At 49.9% G+C, this 22,860-nt stretch carries 14 protein-coding genes, 2 tRNA genes and 1 other RNA gene; 1 reads left to right on the top strand and 16 read right to left on the bottom strand.

The window, feature by feature from the left end; all coding sequences use genetic code 11:
* Nucleotides 1-15: 15 nt before the first annotated feature.
* Together DW739_RS12230 and ffs are read right to left on the bottom strand one after the other, a co-directional pair.
* Nucleotides 16-1,095 (bottom strand): ATP-dependent 6-phosphofructokinase, encoded by a 1,080-nt coding sequence (locus tag DW739_RS12230; RefSeq protein WP_118473071.1) that lies wholly within the window; start codon nt 1,093-1,095, stop codon nt 16-18.
* Nucleotides 1,096-1,430: 335 nt separating this feature from the next.
* An RNA gene (gene ffs, locus DW739_RS12225) (signal recognition particle sRNA large type) lies at nt 1,431-1,693 on the bottom strand.
* Nucleotides 1,694-1,965: 272 nt separating this feature from the next.
* On the opposite strand from ffs, the gene DW739_RS12220 reads away from it, so the two are divergent.
* Nucleotides 1,966-2,991 carry a branched-chain amino acid aminotransferase gene (locus DW739_RS12220; protein ID WP_118293773.1) on the top strand — a complete coding sequence of 342 codons (1,026 nt, stop codon included), beginning with the start codon at nt 1,966-1,968 and terminating at the stop codon, nt 2,989-2,991.
* Nucleotides 2,992-3,046: 55 nt separating this feature from the next.
* On the opposite strand, the gene tadA is transcribed toward DW739_RS12220, so the two are convergent.
* The 14 genes from tadA to DW739_RS12150 all read right to left on the bottom strand — a co-directional run bounded on the left by tadA (nt 3,047) and on the right by DW739_RS12150 (nt 22,710).
* Nucleotides 3,047-3,547 carry a tRNA adenosine(34) deaminase TadA gene (gene tadA / locus DW739_RS12215; protein WP_347474755.1) on the bottom strand — a complete coding sequence of 167 codons (501 nt, stop codon included), beginning with the start codon at nt 3,545-3,547 and terminating at the stop codon, nt 3,047-3,049.
* A gap of 204 nt (nt 3,548-3,751) precedes the next feature.
* Nucleotides 3,752-5,113, bottom strand: coding sequence for a DUF6128 domain-containing protein (locus DW739_RS12210; RefSeq protein ID WP_118743125.1), 1,362 nt, complete (start codon nt 5,111-5,113; stop codon nt 3,752-3,754).
* Nucleotides 5,114-5,252: 139 nt separating this feature from the next.
* A tRNA-Leu gene (locus DW739_RS12205) sits at nt 5,253-5,338 on the bottom strand.
* Nucleotides 5,339-5,371: 33 nt separating this feature from the next.
* Nucleotides 5,372-5,453 (bottom strand) — tRNA-Tyr (locus DW739_RS12200).
* A 156-nt stretch (nt 5,454-5,609) separates the two neighbouring features.
* Complete coding sequence (locus DW739_RS12195; RefSeq protein WP_118743124.1) at nt 5,610-7,775, bottom strand: glycoside hydrolase family 13 protein; 2,166 nt, start codon at nt 7,773-7,775, stop codon at nt 5,610-5,612.
* Between the two features lie 589 nt (nt 7,776-8,364).
* Nucleotides 8,365-10,173, bottom strand: a complete 1,809-nt coding sequence (ftsH, locus tag DW739_RS12190; protein ID WP_333490970.1) for an ATP-dependent zinc metalloprotease FtsH — start codon at nt 10,171-10,173, stop codon at nt 8,365-8,367.
* A 57-nt stretch (nt 10,174-10,230) separates the two neighbouring features.
* A complete protein-coding gene (hpt, locus tag DW739_RS12185; RefSeq protein WP_022360393.1) occupies nt 10,231-10,755 on the bottom strand; it encodes a hypoxanthine phosphoribosyltransferase in 525 nt (174 codons plus the stop codon).
* A complete protein-coding gene (tilS, locus tag DW739_RS12180; RefSeq protein WP_243023775.1) occupies nt 10,748-12,139 on the bottom strand; it encodes a tRNA lysidine(34) synthetase TilS in 1,392 nt (463 codons plus the stop codon). Before tilS ends, hpt begins: the two co-directional genes overlap by 8 nt.
* 264 nt (nt 12,140-12,403) lie before the next feature.
* Complete coding sequence (locus tag DW739_RS12175; protein ID WP_107001691.1) at nt 12,404-13,822, bottom strand: SpoIIE family protein phosphatase; 1,419 nt, start codon at nt 13,820-13,822, stop codon at nt 12,404-12,406.
* A 165-nt stretch (nt 13,823-13,987) separates the two neighbouring features.
* Nucleotides 13,988-14,338 (bottom strand): septum formation initiator, encoded by a 351-nt coding sequence (locus DW739_RS12170; RefSeq protein ID WP_233430281.1) that lies wholly within the window; start codon nt 14,336-14,338, stop codon nt 13,988-13,990.
* A gap of 1 nt (nt 14,339) precedes the next feature.
* Nucleotides 14,340-14,738 (bottom strand): spore cortex biosynthesis protein YabQ, encoded by a 399-nt coding sequence (gene yabQ, locus DW739_RS12165; RefSeq protein ID WP_107001692.1) that lies wholly within the window; start codon nt 14,736-14,738, stop codon nt 14,340-14,342.
* Nucleotides 14,739-14,748: 10 nt separating this feature from the next.
* Entirely contained in the window at nt 14,749-15,033 is a 285-nt protein-coding gene (gene yabP, locus DW739_RS12160; RefSeq protein ID WP_022360387.1) for a sporulation protein YabP, read from the bottom strand.
* An 85-nt stretch (nt 15,034-15,118) separates the two neighbouring features.
* Nucleotides 15,119-22,474: a carboxypeptidase regulatory-like domain-containing protein gene (locus tag DW739_RS12155; protein WP_118743122.1), complete on the bottom strand. Its 7,356-nt coding sequence runs from the start codon at nt 22,472-22,474 to the stop codon at nt 15,119-15,121.
* Nucleotides 22,444-22,710 carry a hypothetical protein gene (locus tag DW739_RS12150; protein ID WP_118556377.1) on the bottom strand — a complete coding sequence of 89 codons (267 nt, stop codon included), beginning with the start codon at nt 22,708-22,710 and terminating at the stop codon, nt 22,444-22,446. The genes DW739_RS12155 and DW739_RS12150 overlap by 31 nt, the downstream gene beginning before the upstream one ends.
* Nucleotides 22,711-22,860 lie beyond the last annotated feature (150 nt).

Raw genomic sequence — 22,860 nt, 5'->3', positions numbered from 1 at the left:
ACTACTACTTCCTTACTATTCGTCGCCGAAGCTGATGCCTACATCCTTAGCTTCCCGGATAATATCGCTCTTCGGATCGACCATCTTTAATTTACCGGCAATGTCCGCGAGCGGAATTTTTTCAATCTTATTGTTGTTTAAAGCGACCATATAGCCGTATTCTTTGCGGCGGATCATCTCTGCTGCCTCCGCGCCGAGGCGCGTCGCAATCACGCGGTCATACGGACATGGCTCGCCTCCGCGCTGCATATGCCCCGGAACCGTCACACGGATCTCCTGCCCCGTCCGCTCGGAAATCTGGGCGCCCAGCTCGTAAGCGACCGACGGATAAACCGGTCCATTTTTCTTCTTTTCTTTTAATTCTTTCTTGGTCAGGGCTGCATTTTCCTTGGAAATCGCGCCCTCTGCGACCGCCAGAATCGTGAAATTCTTGCCATTTTTAGTACGGCTGCGGATCGCATTTACCACCACATCAATATCATACGGGATCTCCGGCAGGAGAATGATGTCAGCTCCGCCCGCGATGCCTGCATAGAGCGCCAGCCATCCCACCTTGTGGCCCATGATCTCCACGATGAAGACTCTGCCATGAGACGCCGCCGTCGTATGAATACAGTCGATGGCATTGGTCGCTACATCAACCGCACTATGGAATCCAAACGTAAGATCGCTGCCCCAGAGATCGTTGTCTATGGTCTTCGGAAGAGAAACGATATTGAGTCCTTCCTCCCGCAGCAGATTTGCCGTCTTCTGGCTGCCGTTGCCGCCTAAAATGACGAGGCATTCCAGTTTCAGCTTGTAATAGGTGTGTTTCATCGCTTCCACTTTATCCAGACCGTTCTCGTCCGGCATCCGCATCAGCTTGAAAGGCTGTCTGGAAGTTCCCAGAATCGTACCTCCGCGTGTCAGAATCCCGGAAAAATCCGACTGTTTCATAATCCGGTAGTCTGCATACATAAGACCTTTATAGCCGTCTTCAAATCCAACTATCTCTATGTCATCAAACATTTTGTACAGCGATTTTGCCACGCCTCGCATCGTCGCATTTAAGCTCTGGCAGTCGCCGCCGCTGGTTAACATACCGATTCTTCTCATGAGCGCTTTCCCTTTCTTCATAACCGTCCAGTACCTTCACAGTTACCCTTATTCTAAGTTTCCAACAACCCCCATATCAGGATAAACTACACCCATTTTGTAATTATAATACAATCATATCCCGCGGGCAAGAAAAAATTCCTTACAAATATCATAGACATAAAAATACCGGGATACGCGCTTTTAATCTGCCCCGGCACGGTATTCCTACCCCCTGGCAAATCAAATTCCACATATCCCGGCTATATTCACACACCTGCAAAAATGCTTGTTTCTGTATCTATTATTTTCTATTTTTTATTCATAGGAAGCAATTTCCTATGAAATAAAAAAATCCGCACGCCCGGCTTCGAACGTATGCCATGGACGTTACCCTGACAGTTAACTCGGTCCAGGCTGCCTTGCGGCACACAGAAGCTTCTGCTTAGTGCTGCTGCATTCCTGCCCTGACACGGTTCACAGATTTCTGTTGCGCAAGACCCAGACTTCAACGCCACTTTTCAGGGGCAGCCCCACAGTAAAAACGCCCTCGGTCGGACAACACCCCTGCTATAGCGGATTGCAGGTACAGGGCACCGCTAACTCCCCGGCTGTGCGGAAACTTTATGACTTGATCTTATATGACGGAATGACCTGCAGACCGTCAGCCTGTTTAGTATACATGGCAGCCGCCGTTTTGTCAAGCCGGAGCTTGACTAACAAGCATTGTATAAAAATACACAAGAATACATTTTATTGTTTTTTTATCATTTTTTATCCCAGAATCTTGCAACAGAAGAAAGAAATCATTATAATAGGTATAAATCTAGCGACTGCAAAAAGTCAAACAGTTACTAAATCATAAAATTCTGTAAGATTGGAGCAACGATTATGGAGAAGAAAAATATCGACTGGAGCAACATCGGTTTCGGCTATATGCCAACGGATTACCGCTATGTTTCCATGTACCAGAATGGTTCCTGGGACGAAGGCGTCCTTACCTCCGACCCGAATATTACCTTGAATGAATGCGCCTGTGTTCTGCAGTATGCACAGACTTGCTTCGAAGGTCTGAAAGCGTATACGACCGAGGACGGCCATATCGTTACGTTCCGTCCTGACTTAAACGGCGAGCGTATGGAGAATTCCGCAAAAGGTCTTGAAATGCCGCCATTCCCAAAGGAGCGCTTCGTAGACGCCATCACAAAAGTAGTAGAAGCCAACGCAGCATTCGTACCGCCGTATGGTTCCGGTGCAACCCTGTACATCCGCCCGTATATGTTCGGTTATGATTCCATCATCGGCGTTAAACCGGCAAACATCTATCAGTTCCGCGTATTCTGTACACCGGTTGGCCCGTACTTCAAGGGCGGCGCTAAACCGATCACCATCCGCGTCAGCGATTTCGACCGTGCAGCACCTCACGGAACCGGTCACATCAAAGCCGGATTAAACTACGCGATGAGCCTGCATGCGATCGTCGATGCTCATAAGAACGGTTTCGATGAGAACATCTACCTGGATCCGCAGACACGTACCAAGATCGAGGAGACCGGCGGCGCAAACGTTATCTTTATCACCAAAGACGGCAAGCTGGTAACTCCGAAGTCCAACAGCATCCTTCCGTCTATCACACGCCGTTCCATCCTGCAGGTTGCAAGAGATTACCTTGGCATGGAGACCGAAGAGCGTGAAGTATACTTAGACGAAGTAAAAGATTTCGCAGAGTGCGGCCTGTGCGGTACCGCAGCTGTTATCTCTCCGGTTGGCAAGATCGTTGACCACGGCAAGGAAATCTGCTTCCCGGCAGGTATGGAGAAGATGGGTCCGGTTACCCAGAAACTCTACGAGACACTGACCGGCATCCAGATGGGTCACATCAAAGCTCCGGAGGGCTGGATCCACGTAATCAAATAAGGACTGTATTTTTCGGTTTGAATGGGAAATATGGAATGCAAAAAGCTGGTGGAAATCATTCACCAGCTTTTTCTTCTTTCTTCTTTTTTCTCTTTTCACGCAATTCTTTGAAAAATTCTTTCAACATCATCGAACATTCCTCGCCCAAAAGTCCTTCTTCTGTCTCCACCTGATGATTGAATCCTTTTTCATCCAGAAGATTCAGTACCGAACCGGCGCAGCCGGCTTTCGGGTTCATGGAACCGATGTAAACTTTTGGAATCCGCGCCTGCACGATCGCCCCTGCGCACATCGGGCACGGTTCCAGCGTCACGTACAGCTCGCATTCTTCCAGGCGCCAGTCGCCCATGCGCTTGCACGCTTTTTTGATTGCCGCGATCTCCGCATGTGCCAGCGCGCTATGATCGACCATCCGACGGTTGTAACCCCTGCCGATGATTTTGTCCTCATACACGATCACGCAGCCGATCGGCACTTCTCCGAGCGCCCAGGCTTTCTTCGCCTCGCGGATCGCCGCTTTCATATATTTCTCTTCCCGTGTCAATTTTGCTGCCACTGTTTTTTCCTCTTTCTTGTTTTATATATTTCTATCTTTTCCTCCATTCAAATTTATCCGCTTCCAACAACAGACATCCTTATCTCAGTTTCCCGGCAAGTTTGCTCCGCTGCCAACCAAACACCTGAAAGCATTTGACCTATATCCATCCTACTCAGAAAAGCTATCCTCTGTCAAGAGTTCTGTAAAAGGAGCGACCGGCTTTTATGTAAAATTCAAATCCGTATACCAATACCCGAACCGGCTGTCGCGCGGCGGCTGGCGGGTGGAACGGACAAAGCGGTCAAAGCCGAACATCGCCGCCATATATTTTTCATTGTTTCCATAATGTCCCGGCACGCCCAGAATGTAGCGCCCCCGTTCGCCGGGTTTCCCCAGTCTCGCCAGAATCAGATATCGGTAGTTGTAGTAACCGTGCAGAAGAAAGCTGTTATTTCCATACACCCAGTTTTCCCGCGGCAGAAGCCCGATATCCTGCGGTTTGATTACCAGAATCTCGCAGCCGTCGGCGCATTCGAAGGCGGTTACTTTGGGATAGGCAGCACGCAGACGGTTCCAGAGGGACTCGGCGGGATCTTCTTTCGAAAATTCCTTGGATGAATCTGGTTGCGGTTGTTTTTGATTTTGAGAGTCCGACCGAAATGCCTCTTGATGGTCTGGTGGAGAATCTGGAGGCATTTCTTTCCGGACTTCCCAGGTGGATTCTTGAGAATCTTTCCGTCGCGCCTCTGTCTGCGCTTCCTGAAAGGATTCCTGAGAACTTTCCTGCGGTGTCTCCGTTTGCACTTCTTGAGTGGATTCCTGAAAACTTTCTTGCGGTGTTTCCGTTTGCGTTTCCTGAACAACTTCTGCCTCTTGATGATCGGATGTTTCTGAGATATCTGGAACCGCTTCCATGGTTTCCGTGTCCTCGAAAATCTCCAGGTTTGAATCCTCCAGCTTTTCTGGCTGGGGCTGGCTGATTCCGAAGTCCGTTTCGTTTATATTCACAGCTTCTTTCTTCTCTGTCTCCGTGGATGTGTCCTGACTCTCCATTTCTCCCGACCGGGTAAGTTCTGACGCCTCATCCAATTTTTCTTTCCCTACAGACGCGCTGTTCACTTCCCCAGATACATTCTCTGCCAGTTTCCGCGTTGCCTCTTCCTTCTCCGCTTCCTGCTCCCGCACTTTCTCAGCAGTCACATCCGCCAGCTCAACCTCTGCCGCATGCGCGACGGCATCTTCCCAGATCGTCGTATAGGCACGCCATGCGCTGTCCGTCTCATGAAGAGTCAGACCACAGCACTCTTCCATATTGCAGCCGCTTCCTTCAATATTTTCACAATTGACGACGGCACGGAACTCCCCATTTCCGCCACGGACAAACAGGGTGCCGATACGGATCTCCTCCTGCCCTGCCAGAAGGTATACGCCGATCGGGCTGCCGCCCGCAAAGACACGGCGGACGCTGACCTGAATCCGGCAGGAAGTTCCCCGCGTCTCCAATTTCGCAAATCCCGTATTTTTCCCTTTGATTCCGCCCTCGTATGCATAGATATATGATATTAACCGATGATATGCAGACATGTTTTCACTCCTTTGCTTTGTATTATATGCAAAAGAAGCGCCGGTTTATGACAGGATTTCTATATCCCGATATAAACCAACGCTGCAAATACGTCCGTATAACGCAAAATCGGGAACAGTTAAAAACTGTTCCCGATACTGCCGGCGACCGGAATCGAACCGGTACGAAGTTTAACCCTCGCAGGATTTTAAGTCCTGTGCGTCTGCCAGTTCCGCCACGCCGGCATCATGATTACTCATGACTGGCACAAAGCCAAATGGATGGAGGTGGATTCGAACCACCGAAGCGAGACGCAACAGATTTACAGTCTGCCCCCTTTGGCCACTCGGGAACCCATCCAAAATTGCTCTGACAGTTGAAGATTATAACATGGCTGTCTCAAAAAAGCAAGTGTTTTTATATATTTTATTTAATATTTTTATTTCCATTTTTTCCTGCTTTTGATTCTTCTCGCTCAACTGCCAGAAATCATATATCTTGTCGAAGCCACATTTCCTACAATGCCGTATCATTTCCCGTCAAAACGATACTTCCGACCGGTGGGATTTTCACCTCGATATAGCCGTCCTTTATCTCATGTTCAACCTGTCCGGCGTTGTAACCGTCCTCATAGGTCATCATTTCCCGGCGCAGGACCGCCCCGTCGCGCACCCCGATCTGCCAGACCGGAATCTTGAGCGTCAGCCAGTCATCACCTGTATTGACCGCCGTCACGCCGCAGCACGCGCCGCCAGCTCTCTGAGCACTCTGAAAACGTCCATAGGCAATATAGCCATCTCCCGCCGCCAGCGCTTTCAGAGAACCATTTCTAAATGCCGGACAGCGTTTCCGGATGCCGCTCATGTAGCGGTGGAACTCGATCAGCTCCAGGTTTTCCCCGCCCCACGGGTACGTCCGTCGGCTGTCCGGATCGGTCCATCCACAGACGCCCGCTTCGTCACCGTAATAGATCGTCGGCGCGCCCGGCCAGGTCATCTGTATGACAACACCCTGGCGGAAAATGCCATAGCTGATGCCTTCCTCCGCTGCTTTTGCACCTGCCGACGCAAGACGGCCCACCCGGCGGTTTGTCCGCGTCATAAAGCGGGAGTGATCGTGGTTGGACAGCTCGTTCATCGCACACTGCACGGAAGCCGTCGGCATTTCACTCATATGGTAGCGCATCGCCTCAAAAAAGGCACATCCATCCCCAAACAGCGCCGGATTTTCTTCGTCACTGTGCTTCTCCATCCCGGTCAGAAACCATGACAGCGGCTCCATAAACGCATCATAATTCATGACCGTATCCCACTGATCGCCCTTCAGCCAGTCATACGGGCTGCCGTAATGTTCCGCGATCATGACCGCCTCCGGATTTGCCTCCTTGACTGCCGCGCGGAAATCACGCCAGAACTGATGGTTCATCCCGGCACTCCGCCCCAGATCTGCCGCCACATCCAGCCGCCAGCCATCTGCTCCAAACGGCGCCGACACCCATTTTTTCGCAATCCCCAGAATGTACTGGTACAATTCCAGCGATTCCTCGTAATTGAGCTTCGGAAGCGTCGCGTGTCCCCACCAGCCGTCGTAGCTGTCATTAAACGGCCAGGCATTTTCATTGTGGAACTGAAAAAAATAGCGATACGGGCTGTCCTCCGAGACATATGCCCCCTGCGGATAGCCGCCCGCGTGCTGGTACAGAAGTTCCGCATCCAGCCATTTATTGAAAGAACCACAATGGTTGAACACACCGTCCACCAGCACCCGGATTCCCCGCTTGTGTGCTTCCTCAATCAGGCGGGCAAAAAAGGCATCGCTCGCCTCCAGGTTCTGCTCATCCGCCGTCCGCGTCATATATTTATGTGCGCGGTCATTGTCCGTATCTTCCGGGCACACCAGCCCGTCTGCGTCCTCCAGAATCACTCCATAATGCGGATCGATATGGTCGTAGTCCTGACAGTCATACTTATGGTTCGACGGTGATACAAATACCGGATTTAAGTAGATTGCTTCTATCTTGAGACTCTTTAAATAATCAAGTTTATCTAAAACACCCTGCAGATCACCGCCGTAAAACCGTCCCACATCGAGTGTACTGATCGGTTCCTTCCAGTCCGTCACCCGGGTGACCGGCTTTTTCAGATAAATATATTCATTGGTTTCCGTATCGTTTGTAGGATCGCCGTTGCAGAACCGATCCACATAGATCTGATACATCAGCGCGCCCTTGCTCCACTCCGGCACATGAAATCCCGGAATCAGGCGGAACGGGTGCGCCGCCGCATCCTCTGTCAACCCGATCCGGTTGTAAAGACAGACGTTCTCGCCCCAGGTCACCTGAAATACATACGAAAATGTTTTCGTTCCCAGAGTCAGCGCACAGCTGTAATAATCAAAACGGGGGTCTGACTTGTCAGCCATACCGCTACCATCTATGCCTCGATTTGTATCTGCACCGTTCCCAACGCTGCCAGCACAGCACTCCCACGAAAGCCGTTTCATCTGCCACTCCTGCAAAAGCGCCCCGGTCTCCGGGTCATATTCCAGCAGTACAACCGCATCTGCTCCATTTTTCTCTGTTCTGAAATAAAATGTAACGACTTCACCCGCATCTGCCTCCGAAGGACAACGGTAATCCTCTGTCTCGTCGCAAAATAGCGCGTCGCGATTGATCTGCTCCATCTGTTTCCCTTTCCAGCGGTTTCACCGCTTTCACAATCATGTTATTTTCTGCCCATATTTTACAGGATTTCCCCAAATTACACAAGTTATTTTCACACCCCTAATTTTAGGTAATAAAAAAGAATGTGCCTTGGCACATTCGGGCGTCTCGCGCGGTCGCTTGCGACATGTTTCTGCTTCGCGCGAGTGTGCATCCTCGCGGAGCGTTTTTTGTTTCATAGGACGTAATTTCCTATGAAATAAAAAAGGTCAGCGGGGTAGCTGACCTTTTTAGGAGAAGGTATTTCGTTTTATGGGGTGTAGCAAAAACTATATAATGTATTGGGGGGGGGTTACGTCTATTATAATAGCATAGGAGCGGAAATAAGTGTGCACAAACATCGTTTTATTTCGATTTCTTTTTTGTGCAAATCAACACTCTCTCCCGAAATGTCCAGCAAAATCCGCCTGAAATTTGCATAAAAGAAGGTGCCACCACTGCCATTTCCATCTATCCGATGGCTGTCCGGGATGTCTCCCGCACATTCTGGCAGCTGACTGGCACCTTTTTTCAGGCTTATTTGCAGACCTGTCTCATGCTTTCAACTTTTTATGCTTCTGTCACCGGAGTTTCAGCTTCCCCTGACGGCTTTTCTCCATCCTGGAACAGCGCTTCAAACTCAGCCTGACCGATCTTCTCTTTCTCCATCAGCAGGGCACAGCAGGAATGAAGGACATCCTCGTGATCGAGAATGATCTGTTTTGCCTTGGCATAGCATTCGTCGATGATGCGTTTTACCTCGCTGTCGATCTCGCTCGCCACTTCCTCGCTGTAGGTTCTCGTATGCGCCAGGTCGCGGCCAATAAAGACCTCGTTGTTGTCTCCACCGTAGTTGATCATGCCCAGTTTTTCTGACATACCGTACTCGGTTACCATCGCGCGCGCCATCGAGGTCGCCTGCTTGATATCCTGGGAGGCGCCGGTCGTGATGTCGTCAAAGATAATCTCCTCGGCGATTCGTCCGCCCAGCGAAACCATGATATTTTGAAGCATTCTGCCCTTCGTCATATGAAGCTCATCCTGCTCCGGAAGCGGCATCGTATAGCCTGCCGCACCGACACCGGTCGGAATGATCGAAACGGTGTGAACCGGTCCCACATCCGGGAGGACATGGAACAGAATCGCATGACCCGCCTCATGGTATGCGGTAATCTTCTTATCTTTCTCGGAAATCACCTTGCTGCGCTTCTCAGCACCGATTCCCACTTTAATAAAGGCTTTCTCAATATCCGTCTGGGTCAGGAACTTACGTCCCTCTTTTGCGGTATTGATCGCCGCCTCATTCATCAGATTTTCCAGATCGGCTCCGGTAAATCCAGCGGTTGTCTGCGCGATGCGGTGTAAATCCACATCCTCGCCCAGTGGTTTTTCCTTCGTATGAACGCCGAGAATCTCCTCGCGTCCCTTGACGTCCGGTCGTCCGACTGCCACCTTTCGGTCAAATCTGCCCGGCCGCAGAATCGCCGGGTCGAGAATATCCACGCGGTTCGTCGCCGCCATGACGATGATGCCCTCATTGACTCCGAAACCATCCATCTCAACCAGGAGCTGGTTGAGCGTCTGCTCTCGCTCGTCGTGACCGCCGCCCATGCCGGTACCACGCTGTCTGGCAACCGCATCGATCTCATCGATAAAGACAATACACGGGGCATTTTTCTTGGCTTCCTCAAACAAGTCGCGGACACGGGATGCGCCGACACCGACGAACATTTCAACAAAATCCGAACCGGAAATCGAGAAGAACGGAACGCCTGCCTCACCCGCCACTGCTTTGGCAAGCAGGGTTTTACCAGTTCCTGGAGGTCCGACTAAGATCACGCCCTTCGGGATGCGCGCCCCGACGCCGGTGTATTTCTGCGGATTTTTCAGGAAATCTACGATCTCCTCCAGTTCCTCTTTCTCCTCTTCCAGACCGGCAACTTTGGTAAAGTTGACCTTGCTGGTCGATACCATCCGGGCACGGCTGCGTCCAAAATTCATCATCTTGGCATTTGCCCCGCCGCCGGAACGGGAATTGATAAACATAAACAGGAAGATCAGGACGCCTGCGGACAAAGCGATCGGCAAGATCACCGTCATAAAATAGCTATCCTGGCGGACGCTGGTGGTCGTGTACGGAACCCCCGCCTTGCGCAGCGCCATCTCTACTTCCTTCACATCCAGCACATTGAATTCCTCCCGGTCGCCGGAGGTTGTCTCAAAAACAACCTCACCGGTCGGCACCTCGCGGTTCGGGCGGATCTGTGCGCTCTCTACGGTCTTATTTTCCAGATATACCATGAACTCCGGATAGCTTAATTCCCGCTCCGTCGCCATTCCAGGGACTTTCAACGAGAAAAACATGATAACGAGCAGCATGAGGATCAGAAGCCCCACGCCTCCCATCGACTGACGTTGTTTCAACTGGCTTCCTCCTTATACTTCCACAACACCGATGTACGGCAGGTTGCGGTATTTCTGATCGTAATCCAGGCCGTAACCTACGACAAACTCATCCGGGATTGTAAAGCAGGTATATTTAACCTGAACCTGTTTTTTCACGCGGCGCTCCGGCTTGTCAAGCAGGGTGCACAGCTCGATATTTTTCGGATTTCTCTGTTTTAATACCTCAATCAGATATGCCAGGGTGCGTCCGGAATCGATGATGTCCTCCACGATGATGACATTCTTGCCCTCCAGCGGCTCGTCCAGATCCTTGATAATCTTTACCACACCGCTTGACTTGGTGTCGGAACCGTAGCTGGATACAGACATGAAATCCAGGGAAACCGGAATAGTCAGGCGTTTTGCCAGTTCGCAGGTAAAGAATACGCCGCCCTTTAAGATACAGATCAGGTGGACTTCCTTTCCCTCATAATCTTTGTTGATCTGTGCTGCCACTTCACTGATCTTCTTGTTTACTTCTTCTTCCGTTAATAATACACGAATCTTATCAGCCACTGCTTTTTCCTCCGTTAAATTCCACCTCAAGGATGGTTTTTGTCTGTTCTGTTATCTTATAATATGCGCTGATCCGGTGCCCCACTATCCACAGGATATGTTTTTCTTCCGCCAGAAGCCAGATTTCCTCCCGCTCCTGTCTCGGAATTTTCTCATCGATCATCCAGGATTTCAGCGTCTTCCGACCGCCGGACGGCAGTGTCAGGTAGTCCCCCGGCTGCCGGTGTCTCAGCGATAAGGTACCTTTTATTCTATCATAGTCAAACCATTTCGTATACTGGTTTTTCGGAAATTCATCCCCATTTTCACAGGGGAAAGTATGCATCTGCAAAAGATTCCCATTCTGGATACCCGGAAGCAAACCCCCTTTTCTTTCCCCTGGATGACTAAGCGGGCGCACTTCAAGAAATCCATATATATTTACCGCCCGGAACCCATGCGGCAGCGAAATACTCTTTCCGGTTCCCTGATGCAGAAGTTCCCGCACCGCCTGCACATGCGTCTCCGTCACGTCCCGGAGCGGCATTTTGCTCTTTAAAAACAACCGCCGCACAATATAGCCCTGCACAATCTCCGCCTGTTCTGCCAGCGCTCCTGCGTCCGCTTTTCCGTCCGGTGCATGCTCTTGAAGCCATTCCTCTGCCACCTCTTCCAGATAGGCATCTGCCTGCCGGATGCGTCTGCCCGCCTGGTCGATATGACGAACTGCCTGTGCATTCAGGCGCTCTTCTACCGCCGGAAGCAGTTCATTCCGAAGCCAGTTGCGGCTGTATTCACTCTCCTGGTTCGTCGAGTCCTCGACCCAGTCCTGTCCCTGCTGCAAAAGCCATGCCTGAATCTCACTCCGCTGCGCCCAGAGAAGAGGACGGATGATGCGCCCCCGCACCGGAGCAATGCCGGAAAGCCCGGTCAGACCGCTTCCGCGGAACAGGTTAAAAAGAACCGTTTCCGCATTATCATCCGCATGGTGGGCGGTGGCGATGTGAACCCGGGCGGCTGCCGCCTCTTTTTCCCCCGCATTCTCCGATGTCAAATCCGGACACATCTCTTCCTCCCACGCAAGCGCCGTCTCCTCATACAGGCGGTACCGTGCCAGTCGTCCCGCCTCCTCGACGGAACATTTCCGGTCAAGCGCCTCTTTTGCCGCATCGATACGGAACTCATAAAAAGGAATTTCCAGCCGTTCACACAGCATCCGTGAAAATGCCGCGTCCCGATCCGCCTCCGCGCCGCGCAGCCCGTGATGGACATGGAGCGCCCGCAGGGAAATCTGAAACGTCTCCCGCAGCTTCCAGAGTACCAGCAAAAGACCGACGGAATCCGCTCCCCCGGATAAACCGACCAGAACGCCATCCCCCGGCCTGGTCATATGATTTTGTTTCATATAAATTTCTGTTTGTTTCTGCATTCTTTTATATTTCTTTTTATCCCTCTTAAAAATAAATTCACTCGTAACTGTTCAGTACCTTCACAGTATAACGGATCTCCTCTTATTTCTCAACCTGCCAGATTCTACGTTACTGTTCACGCATACGTGCCCAGTAACGGAATTTGCCGTGGCTTCGCATTTAAATACGGCAAATTCCTGCTGCCACCACGTTTTCTTACGGCACTTTCGGTTCCAAAAGTGCCTACCCGTAAACAGTAACTACCCACGTTCCAGCACCGTCCCGACCAACACTGTGCAGTCATCCACCACACCCCCGTCCGAAAGCCCGGACGCAAACGCCAGGATCTGTTCTGCCAGTTCCTGCGGGTTGCCGCCGGAAAGGTTTGATACAAATTCCATGAACGTCTCTTCCTTGTGTTCCCCCGGCATCGCTTCGAGAATACCGTCGCTTATCATAATGATTTTTTCGCCGTCCCACATTTTCCGCGACATCAGAACCGGCTCCGCGTTCTGTACGATTCCCATCGGCAGCCCGCCTGCTTCCAGAAACTCAACACCCTCACGCCCCAGAATAAAGGTCGGCACCGCGCCCAGCTTCATCGCTTCCAGCACACCTGTCCCCAGATCGATACAACATAGATCAATTGTTGCCGGATTCTGCTCCGTACCCGCCAGCAGAAGCACCGTATTTACCAATTTGAGCGCCGATCGCGCCGAAAATCCCGTCTCCAGCAGGCGCTGGGTCAGCTCAATGACCTTCTCGCTGTCCTCGCTGGCGCTTCTGCCGCTTCCCATACCGTCCGACAGGCTCATAATCACCTGCCCCGGAAGCCCGGTCTGCACCGTACACGTATCGCCTGAAATCGGTTCACCCTCCCTGGGGCTGCACGCCATGCCGTACACCATCCGGTATTTACCTTCTTCCACAAAACGGAAGGTCGCCGCATTGCGGGTGATCAGGCTTTTGCTGTCTTTCGCCACACTCCAGTGGCTTCCGGCGATCGCGCGTCCCAGAAGTTCCGCCACATCCCGCGCCGTCATGCATCGCCCGTTGACGCTGCGGAGTGTGAGAAACGCCTCCTTCTGCTGATTTTCATATTGAAGCACCAGCATGTTGTCCACGCGCAGATGGCTTCTGCGGAGTATCCCTGAAAGCACCTCCTCCCAGGATGCCGTCACATCCGCCGCCTGTTCCATCTGGTTGGAAAATTCCTCCAGAATCGCCGCCAGCTCCCGGAACTGGACGATCACCGCGTCCCGGCTTTCCAGAAAACGGTTTTTCCATCCCAGATTCATCGTCGCCCGCCCGAGACTCCGGTTCAATTCCCGCAAATATGCCTCTCTCTGGGAACAGATCTCATGAAACAGGCGAGGCATGTCCTCCAGGTCGATTTTCCCTTTCTGCTCGAACGTCCGAAGCAGATAATAGAGATAATAACTGTCGTCCCGGCGGCTGCCATAATACAGGTTGCACCGTGTACAATCGCCGCATACCGCCGACGCCGCCGTCTGCATTGCCGCCAGTCCGTCCTCCTTCGTCAGATGCCCCTGCCCGCCGATCTCATCCGCAAACGCCTGCGCCAGACCACCCAGTGACAGCGCCATGCTCTTTAAACGTCTTGCCGTGTAGACGTTGACATCCGCCATATCTCTATGTAAAGTTCTCCGTTTAAGCACAAAAATCCCTCCTAACCTGTATAACGCCATTATATACAGGCTGGAGGGAAATATTTGTCAAACGGAGGGAGCAAAACCAGGGAAAACTTCGACATTTTCCGACCTATCTATGAACACTGCTCCCCCGTGTGCCATACTCCAGGCATTCTAGGATGTGCTGCAAGCCTAATTCGGATTCGACGGCTTAAGCAGGATCTCATTGCGGTTTACAAGTCCCAGCTTCTCCTTCGCTACCTTCTCGATATACTGCTTGGTCTGCACGTATACGCGGTATTCCTCAAGCTGTTTGGCACGTTCTTCTTCTTTCGCAACCTGTGCCTCCAGATTTTCCTCACGAATTGAATAACTCCTATCCTTTTCCTTGAGATCGATGCCCTTGATGTGCACGGCAACCGCCAGACTCAGCACTACCATCGTAACGCCCACAAGCGCCATCCGGTTGTTTAAATTGTCCTTTTTCTTTTTCCGTGCATTCCCACCCGGTCTGCCTTCTGACATCTGTCTACGCACCTTCATCTCACTTCCTTTCCAGATTCTCTGCCTGTCCCCTTGTTGTATGTTCCTTTCCGGTCTTCTGGCTTTTTTTGCCTCTTCTTTTCATTTTAATCCATCTGCTGCATTTTTTCAATACCGTAAACAAAAGACGGCTGCCCGTCCGGTCATAAAACACCATGCCGCCCAGCACGCCCGCCACCGCATAGCCCCGCAGGACTCCGTCATTGTGCCAGAACAAAAGCCGGAACGTCGCAAAGCTGGCAAAGAGCCAATACGCCGCATCCTCCATGCCTGTCCAAAATGAGTCGTGCCGTACCAGCCACCGGAAGATCCTAAGCCCGTCATACATCATCATCAGCGCGATTCCCGTACACACACTGCCGCCAAGCAGCCATATTTCCCCTCTCACCATCCCGCTCATCCGCCACCGCCTAACGGAACAGCCGTCCAAAGAACGACTCCTGCGATTTCCGGTGGGACTCGTTGCAGGAATACGAAAAGCTTTCAAACTCGCCCTCAATATCCACTTCGCCCTTTTCCAACGTCAGACGGCTCACATGCAGCGCCTTCCCACGCACCGTCAGAAGCCCCATGTTTGTATCGAGAATCATCTGGTTCTCATCAAATGACACCACATCCTGGATCCCCGTCACACTCCCCTTTTCCCGGTTCAGAAGCTCCAGCTTGTGAGGTCTGGCATCCAATTTTTCTTCCATGCAAAAAACCTCCCAATTTATCTAACTTATAGCCTATAGCTGCCTATTGTTAAATATATTGGGAGGTTTTCAGGTTTATGAATGATTATCTGGCCGGTTCCCAGACACCGTCTGCATTTACATAATAGCCGTCCGGTGTCCACTCAGCCATATAAAGGGAGCCGTATGGACGCCCTGCGCCCTCCATGTAAACCCAGGTTTTTAATGCTTCATCATACGCCCAGGTCGGCTGCGGTGCATACGGATTTAAGTATACATAGCCCAAATCCGGAATCAGCTGCCACTCCGTCAGCATCTCTCCCGTTGCCGGATCCAGATAATACCATCTGCCGTCCTGCGGATCCAGATACCAGCCCGTCCGCATGCCTGTGTTTTCGTCCACATAGTACCATTTGCCTGCGCTGTAATCATAGACCCAGCCCGTCCGGATATATCCATCGGCTCCAAACGCCCACCATGCGCCCCGGAGCTGTTTCCACACAACCTGTTCAACCTGTCTGCCAGTCATCGGATCCAGAACCAGGCTTCCGGACAGATACGTGCCATTTGACAGGCGGTAGCGCCATCCGGCACTCTCTTTTACCCATGTGCTGGTACTTCTGTCGCGGCTGGAAGTGGCCGTTCCCTGCGGATTGCCTGGAGTCGATGGATTCGGGTTTACCGAGTCTGGATTGCCTGGATTCGGATTTACCGGATCCGTTTTACCTGCCTCCAGCGTCCGCAGAACCAGTACCTCGCTCGTCTCAGATGCGAAAGCCGTGTCCGTCGCTGCCAGGCGTCTGTAAATCCGATACTCTGTATCTGCAGACAGTCCACCAAAATACGGCGCACTCTGCCAGCTTCCCTGCTCGCCCAGGCGGTATTCATACGCACTTCCCTCATCTTTCAGGGCAATGGAATCCGATGTAATCTGCTCCGCTTCGGCAGATACCGGTGCCTGCGGGCGTACCGGAACGGTAACCGCTACCACCGGTCCCGCCGGATCCTCTGCTGTCGCTTTCACACGGATGTAAACTGTCTTTCCAATCCACGCCGTAATGCTGCCGCCCGCTGAAAGAGACGTCGATGCCCCAAACGCAGGATCGGTATTCATCTCATATGCCGTCTCTGCAAACTGGATCGTTTCCGCCTTATAATCATAGCTGACACTCGCCTCTGACGCTACCGCCGTCTTCGTCCGAATCGTAACCGCCTCGCTCGCTGCAGATGCCTCTGTATTTTCATCTGCCTTGATTCTCACATAGAAATGATATGGCGTTCCCGGTGTCAATCCGTCAAATAGCGGCGAATCCTGCCATTCTCCCTGTTCGACACTATACTCCAGATGATAGCCTGCCGGAATCGTTGTCTCATCCGCAAATACAGACGGCGCTTCCAGTGTAACACTGTCTTCGTTCCGCGCAGCAGCCAACGGCGCTTTCGGTGTCTTCGGCGTTGATTTTTTGATTGTCAGGCGCACCGCAACCGGATCGGCGGTGTAGCTCACGTTACTCTCCGGAATCTTGACTATGCAAGAATACGTTCCCGCATTCGTCGGCGGTGTTGTGCTTGAATAGATAGTCTCTCCCACACCTTCATACTGCACTTCATATTCATCCTGAAGTACCTCTGAAATATTTGTGCCGCCTGCTTCTGCCCGAATCCATTCATTGACAGACTTCGACGTACCATCATAATCAGTCTCCCGATCATCACCGCTCAGCACAACCTTCTGTTTTTCTCCAAAAATCACATCCGTCTCAATATCTGTCTTCGGCATCTCAAATGAAGCCGTCCACACCCCATCTGACTCGGTAAATTTCGGTGCGAATAAAAGAATATGCAAACCACCGCTATAGGTAAAGATCGCGTTCTGGTTCGGCGTCTTCTTCATCTGATCCACACCTGCCTGGGTCAGCGTCGCTGTTATTGTCTCCCCAGCTTCTGCTGTATTCATGTTCAAGGTATAATAGGACTTATTTCCCGATTTCTGCGTAAGCGTATACTCCGCATTTTCATCGTCCTCAACCTCGATATCCACAGCTACCATGCCCGGACCATCTAAGTATATATAAAGAGTTGGAAGACCGGTTTCATCATCTTTAATACAATAATCACCATTTGCGTTTAGAGCCGAGCTGCTCTCTACCTGGTGCGGTTCAATTACTCCCTGCTGATACCGTGACATTGATTTTATATTAAACCCTTTAAATTTCTTTCCGTTGATAATGTCGGTTACTTTTAAAGAGCCAATATGATTTGCACGCCACTCCGTAGTCTTATAGGTTACCGTATCTTTTCCCGTAGAGCTCCATTCCTGTCCTACAAACCAGGTGTACTGGTATGCATTCAGGTTTTCCGCATAGGCAACTTTTACCGAAGTATCTGAACACGGCATTGTGAAACAATATACGGTTGGATTTAGATGACACAGTTTCGCATTTACCCCCGTACCATTTTCATCTGTAAATAACACCGTGCTTACCTTATCGCTCTGCGCCAGGTTTTTAAATGCAAGATAAATCTCATTTCCAGCTTTCCATGAGAATGTAAAGGTTCCCTTTGGATCTCCCTGTATTTCAATCGGATTGGCTCCGCTGACTGCATCTTCAAGAGAGCCATATGCGGTTGCTTCTGCGTCCGGAGAGTTTCCACTGTTTCGTTCCACCTCAACCTTGTGCATTTCCGTATCAACTGTAACCTCGCAATTATCGCACACCGCCGGATTATCCTCACTGGCAGCTGTAATCGTATAGATTCCTTCTGCATCCTCAGAAGCCACTACCAGTCCATCCTTTACAGCGACCTCTTGCGGATTACTGCTTGTCCACGTTACTGCCCTGGATGCACCATTTACCGCATTAACTGTCGCTGTCAGCTGTACGCTTCCTTTCGGATAAATCGTCGTTCTCTCTTTATCCAGCTTAACACTCTGAACCGACGGGGTCAAATCCAAATGTAAGCTCGGAAGTAACGTCTGATTTTTCAGAACCGGGAACGCATAGCCATTACTTGTCCCCATCGTCCAGACGGAGTCGAAATTCCAGCCCAATTCTTCATAAAATGTCTTGCTTTCCAGCTGTGCTGCACTTGCGTCCGCTCCATATGGCTTGTCTGCCCCGATCATATCTGGATCCGGGGTCAAAATCGTTCCATCTGATTTTCTCGCAACTGTTCCGGCAAAGCCGTAGTTACCCTGGTAGGTTCCCGTTTTTCCGCCAATCCGGTTGAGCGATCGCATCTCCGGGAAAATGCTGACACAGGAGGAAATCGAACCGTTGTTGGAAATGCCCGCCACAGCTGCTCCAGTAGAACTTTTTGTCAGCGCTTCGCCTGCCGCGTAGCTGTGGGAGATCGTTACTTTGCTGTCACTTCCGCATCCTACCAGTCCGCCAATATCATATCCCCTATCAACGTCCATATCCACGACTGCATAGCTGTTTTCAATGGTTGTAGTTCCACCGGTCCAACCGACCAAACCGCCTGCAAAACCGTTGCTTGTGATCCCTATAATCTGAGGATTCGCATAGCAGGAACGAATGGATACACTTCCAGAGCTATGTACATCCCCAATCAATCCACCCGCATATCTTACGGCATTTTTACCCACTATCTCTCCACTAACATAACAGTTTTCTACGGTTATGGAATCACCTGCATATCCCATCAAAATACCCGCTTCACAGTCTGAGCTAGTGGAAGTATTCTCAATTACTGCATCTTCTATCGTCAGATTCTTGATCGTACAATTTGTGGAAGTTTTTTTAAATAATCCCGTATATGCACCACTGCTGACCGCATGTAAGCCTCGAATTGTATGTCCGCATCCGTCAAATTCAGCTCCGGCATTATTAATTGACATAAAATCATGATTATCCAAGTCAATATCACACATCAATTTGGCTTTCCAATTCGAAAGAAATGTATCGCGGAAATACGCAAGCTCTGCACCTGTGCTAATAAGATAATAACCATCCTGCCATTCTGGTTTTGTGGCTGTAACTCCATCCCACTTATCCAGATTCCATACCGCCTTAAATGTCACATTTTTTCCCGGCATGGTATAGCTTACACCGCTGGCATATGTAGTGGTTCCGTCATTCCAGCCTTCGAAATTCATGCCATATACCTTAAATTTATTATCTGGAAGTGTAATTACAGATCCGGCTGCGGCATTTTCCAGTGTCGGTGCATTTCCCTGGAAATCCTTGCGTCCAGACGTAAAGGTAATTTTATACTTCGCTGCAATCGAAAGATCCACCTCGATTCTTTCTACCGTATCATTCCTGGATTTATAACTCAAACAAATCGTTCCTGTGATACTTCCGTTTACTCCCGGTTCTGTTCCGTCTGTTGCCTGCTTTTTCTGGAAATCAGACGGTTTCGACCATGTTGCCTGAATTTCTTTATTTGTGATAACGTTCCGTACAACCTGCAAAATTTCATCCGCTGTCGTCTCATTTGTCACTGTCTTCGCCTGCAGCGCTTCCTGTGCCGCTTTTTTGACATCCACTAAGGTCTGCTCGGAAAATACATATTCTTCACTTGTCGCTTTTTCACTATCCCCATAGACGGAATTACCGGTTGCCCAAACTTTAAACGTATAGGTTCCGCTCTCCGCAATCTGGGAGGTAAAATCGTAGCTGGCTGCGCCTGTCCCAAGCACCACCTCACTGCCTTGTTTTGAGCTATTCTTATAGAGCTGTACTTTATAACCCGACGCATTCGCAACCAGACTCCAGACCGCTTTTCCTTTTACTGTCTCATCCCATTTAACATCCACAGGCGCTGCAAGCTGAACAAGGTTTATCTTTTTTTTCAGCGTGATTGAGCCAATCAAGCTTCCCTTATAATGGACATAAAGCTGTTTTTCATTTTTGTTGCCAAGATCCAACGATTTAGCGAATTGGAGCTTGATACTGCCAGTTCCATTTCCGGTAGTCACTTCAAGAAGTCTCACTCTGTCATATGCCGTTCCATCTTCCTCGGATGAAAGTTTAAAATCCTCCGCCTGTAAATTTTCATTTCCGGTATACATAAGCTCAATTTCTCCTTCTGCTGTGGCACTTTCCGCATCGGTTGTCTGGAAAGTTCCTGTCACCGTTTGTCCCGAAAGCATGGAAACCGGGTTGGCTTCCAAGGTGAAATCAAGGGCTCTTGAATCCACATCTGAAATTGTAACACTATCTGTCCACGTCAGATATCCGGTCTTTTTGATCGTTACCGTATACATTCCATCTGCAAGCTCAATGCTAAAATTTCCAGCTGAATCTGTTGCCACCTTTTTCTCGCTGCTGCCCTTCTTAAAAGTAATCTTCGCGTCCGCGATTCCGTTTTCTCCAGACTTTACACTTCCACTTAACGAATTGGTCGCCTGAAGATAATCCGGTATGTCTGTGCCAGAGAATATCTCTACTTCGTCATTACCTCTCTTCATCTTTAGCGTTGGAAGCTGTTTATCGACAAATTCCCAGTTTTCCGTATCACTTCCCCAGCCAATCTTGTTTTTCCAGAAATCGGTTGTTAAAAGTTCTGTTTTGGAAACACGCTCGCCACGATGCGACTTTGGCCACAGTATATTTTTATCATTTTCTTTATCAAGAAGGATTTCCCCATATTTAACCCTCATACCCTGATAGGCAAAATTTTGTCCACCAGCTACATGAACATTATAATCACTGAAATAGCCAAAAACTCTATCTACACAGTAATTCGATTTTTTTGTGGAAACCTCTTCTTGTAATGCTGCGCTATTCTTAATTGTGACCGTTTGACCTTGTCCACCAACCAATCCACCTGCACCTTTACCATTTCCATTTGAGACAGTTCCCATTGCAATACATTTTTTGATCGTTACCACGTTACTCCCACTAACAGAACCGATCAAACCTCCTGCCAGAGAATCTTTTTTGCCTGTGATATCTGCATTAACAACACAATTTTCTATCGTCAGGGGAGCTCCGTTGGTCGTTTGAACAGCTCCTATTAGCCCACCAGCTCCAATATTATCATTTCCTGTCGCCGTGATACTGCCACTAACATAACATTTCTCAATTGTTGCTTTATCTCCTACCGTCTGAGCAATCGCTCCTTGATTTCCATTTCCATCAATCTCTACATCTGGTAAAACTAAATTTTTCACTGTCCCATTTGCGACACTGAATAATGGTTTTGTGAGATTCTCTATCGGATATCCATTCCCATCAAATATATTGCCATTTAATTTAAGCGATTTCTTCCGGATCGCCTCTTCAATTTGACTAAAATCAATTTTTCCCTCTAATCGGATACATCCCAGCAAATTACCAGAATTACAATATAAACGACTTGTTGTAATGGTTTCCCAATCTTCTTCATCTTTTACCTGCCACGGATTTTCTTCCGTTCCCTGCCCTTCTATCCTACCACTATACAACGCAATCCCCGCGTCTCCCACCTGCACATGGATCTCCGGCAAAGCTGTGTCTTCCGGTATCTCTTCGCTTTCCGGAATCACCGGAATATAGGTATAGATCGCCCCATTGTATTCTTCATTGGCTTTATCGTAGCCCTCCCATGTCTTTTCTTCGGTTTCTTCTGGTTCACCGTCCTCATCGAAGCGGTCAAAATAGTCCTCCGGTGCCAGTCCGCCCCGAAATTCAGAATAGTCGCTGTTTTCTGCATCCAGTTTCCACGTGATACCCGACAAAGTCCGCTCGGTGGTTTCTTCTCCCATCGTCTCACGCACGGTAAGAGTCTCCGGGAACTGGATATCGGATTCTTTGCTTCCAAGCGGGAGAATCTGATCGGTGATCGATTCTTCCAACGGTACAAATTCCAGCGTTGTTTTCACCTGCTCTTCTTCCAGGACCGTGATCTGGATCACCGGAAGTTCGTCCTCATCTACCTCATAATTGCTGCTTTTCAGCTCTGCACGGAACAGGTAGATGCCCGGATTTTCCCCATCATAACGGGATGCCTGGCTCTCTTCTTCATCCAGAACCCAGCGCACCCTTACTTTTCGCCAGAAACCTTCCTTTTCGTCAATCTCTTCCTCGGTTTTCTCATCCGTCTTGACATCTTCCTTCGATTCATCCGTTTTTCCATTCGAAGAATCGGCATCTTCATTCAAATCTGCATTTCCACCCGAAGAACCGGAATCTGTCTTACCGGAATCGTCTTTCTCATCGGATTCACCGTTCCCCGGATTTGCATTTTCATCCTGAGAGTCCCCATTTTCCGCCGAATTTCCATCTTTCCCAGAATCTCCCTGTTCACCTGAACCGGATTCCGCTTTCTCTAAGCCCTCTCCACCTTCGCTTTTGTCTTTGCTATTCTCTCCGGCATCTTTTCCTTCGGTATCTTTTCCTTCGGTATCTTCTTTTTCTCCATTCTCTTCACTGTCCGTTTTTTCCAGCACGGCATCATCATTTGTGCGGTTGGCAAACGCTGCTACATTCTCATCGCTCCCTGCGTCAGGCACATCTTCGGTTTGCCCCCCCCGCTGACAAAAACGTCTATGCTGTCCGGCATCTCCAGATCCTGATACCGGGTGCCATAGGGAACTTTCTGATACAGAACCTGTTCCGATAAACTCTCGATCTCCCGGATCTGATAAAAATTCGTGTTCGCATAAACTCTAGGCACAGAGCCATATGAACTGCACGTTATCACTACCACCATTCCTGCTGCCAGGATTCTTCTTTTTCTCCTTCTCATACGCTTTTTCCTCTCATTCTCGAAATGTTGATTATCCGTCATAAAGTGTGTATACACAAATGAGTCGTCACTATATTTATATTATAATAATCAACTCTCACAAATTCAAGACAGAATCTGTTCTTTTAAGCGCATAAAGAAAAACGAGAC

The organism is Clostridium sp. AM28-20LB (assembly GCF_003480665.1).
Lineage (GTDB): Bacteria > Bacillota > Clostridia > Lachnospirales > Lachnospiraceae > Otoolea > Otoolea fessa.
This window is presented reverse-complemented; position numbering and strand designations above follow the sequence as displayed.

What these genes read in the sequence shown, in the direction of transcription:
- DW739_RS12230 (WP_118473071.1), bottom strand. Translation starts at nt 1,095, where the DNA reads ATGAGAAGAATCGGTATGTTAACCAGCGGCGGCGACTGCCAGAGCTTA.
- DW739_RS12220 (WP_118293773.1), top strand. Translation starts at nt 1,966, where the DNA reads ATGGAGAAGAAAAATATCGACTGGAGCAACATCGGTTTCGGCTATATG.
- DW739_RS12210 (WP_118743125.1), bottom strand. Translation starts at nt 5,113, where the DNA reads ATGTCTGCATATCATCGGTTAATATCATATATCTATGCATACGAGGGC.
- DW739_RS12195 (WP_118743124.1), bottom strand. Translation starts at nt 7,775, where the DNA reads ATGGAGCAGATCAATCGCGACGCGCTATTTTGCGACGAGACAGAGGAT.
- ftsH (WP_333490970.1), bottom strand. Translation starts at nt 10,173, where the DNA reads ATGCTGCTCGTTATCATGTTTTTCTCGTTGAAAGTCCCTGGAATGGCG.
- tilS (WP_243023775.1), bottom strand. Translation starts at nt 12,139, where the DNA reads ATGAAACAAAATCATATGACCAGGCCGGGGGATGGCGTTCTGGTCGGT.
- DW739_RS12170 (WP_233430281.1), bottom strand. Translation starts at nt 14,338, where the DNA reads ATGAAGGTGCGTAGACAGATGTCAGAAGGCAGACCGGGTGGGAATGCA.
- yabQ (WP_107001692.1), bottom strand. Translation starts at nt 14,738, where the DNA reads ATGAGCGGGATGGTGAGAGGGGAAATATGGCTGCTTGGCGGCAGTGTG.
- yabP (WP_022360387.1), bottom strand. Translation starts at nt 15,033, where the DNA reads ATGGAAGAAAAATTGGATGCCAGACCTCACAAGCTGGAGCTTCTGAAC.
- DW739_RS12150 (WP_118556377.1), bottom strand. Translation starts at nt 22,710, where the DNA reads ATGAGAAGGAGAAAAAGAAGAATCCTGGCAGCAGGAATGGTGGTAGTG.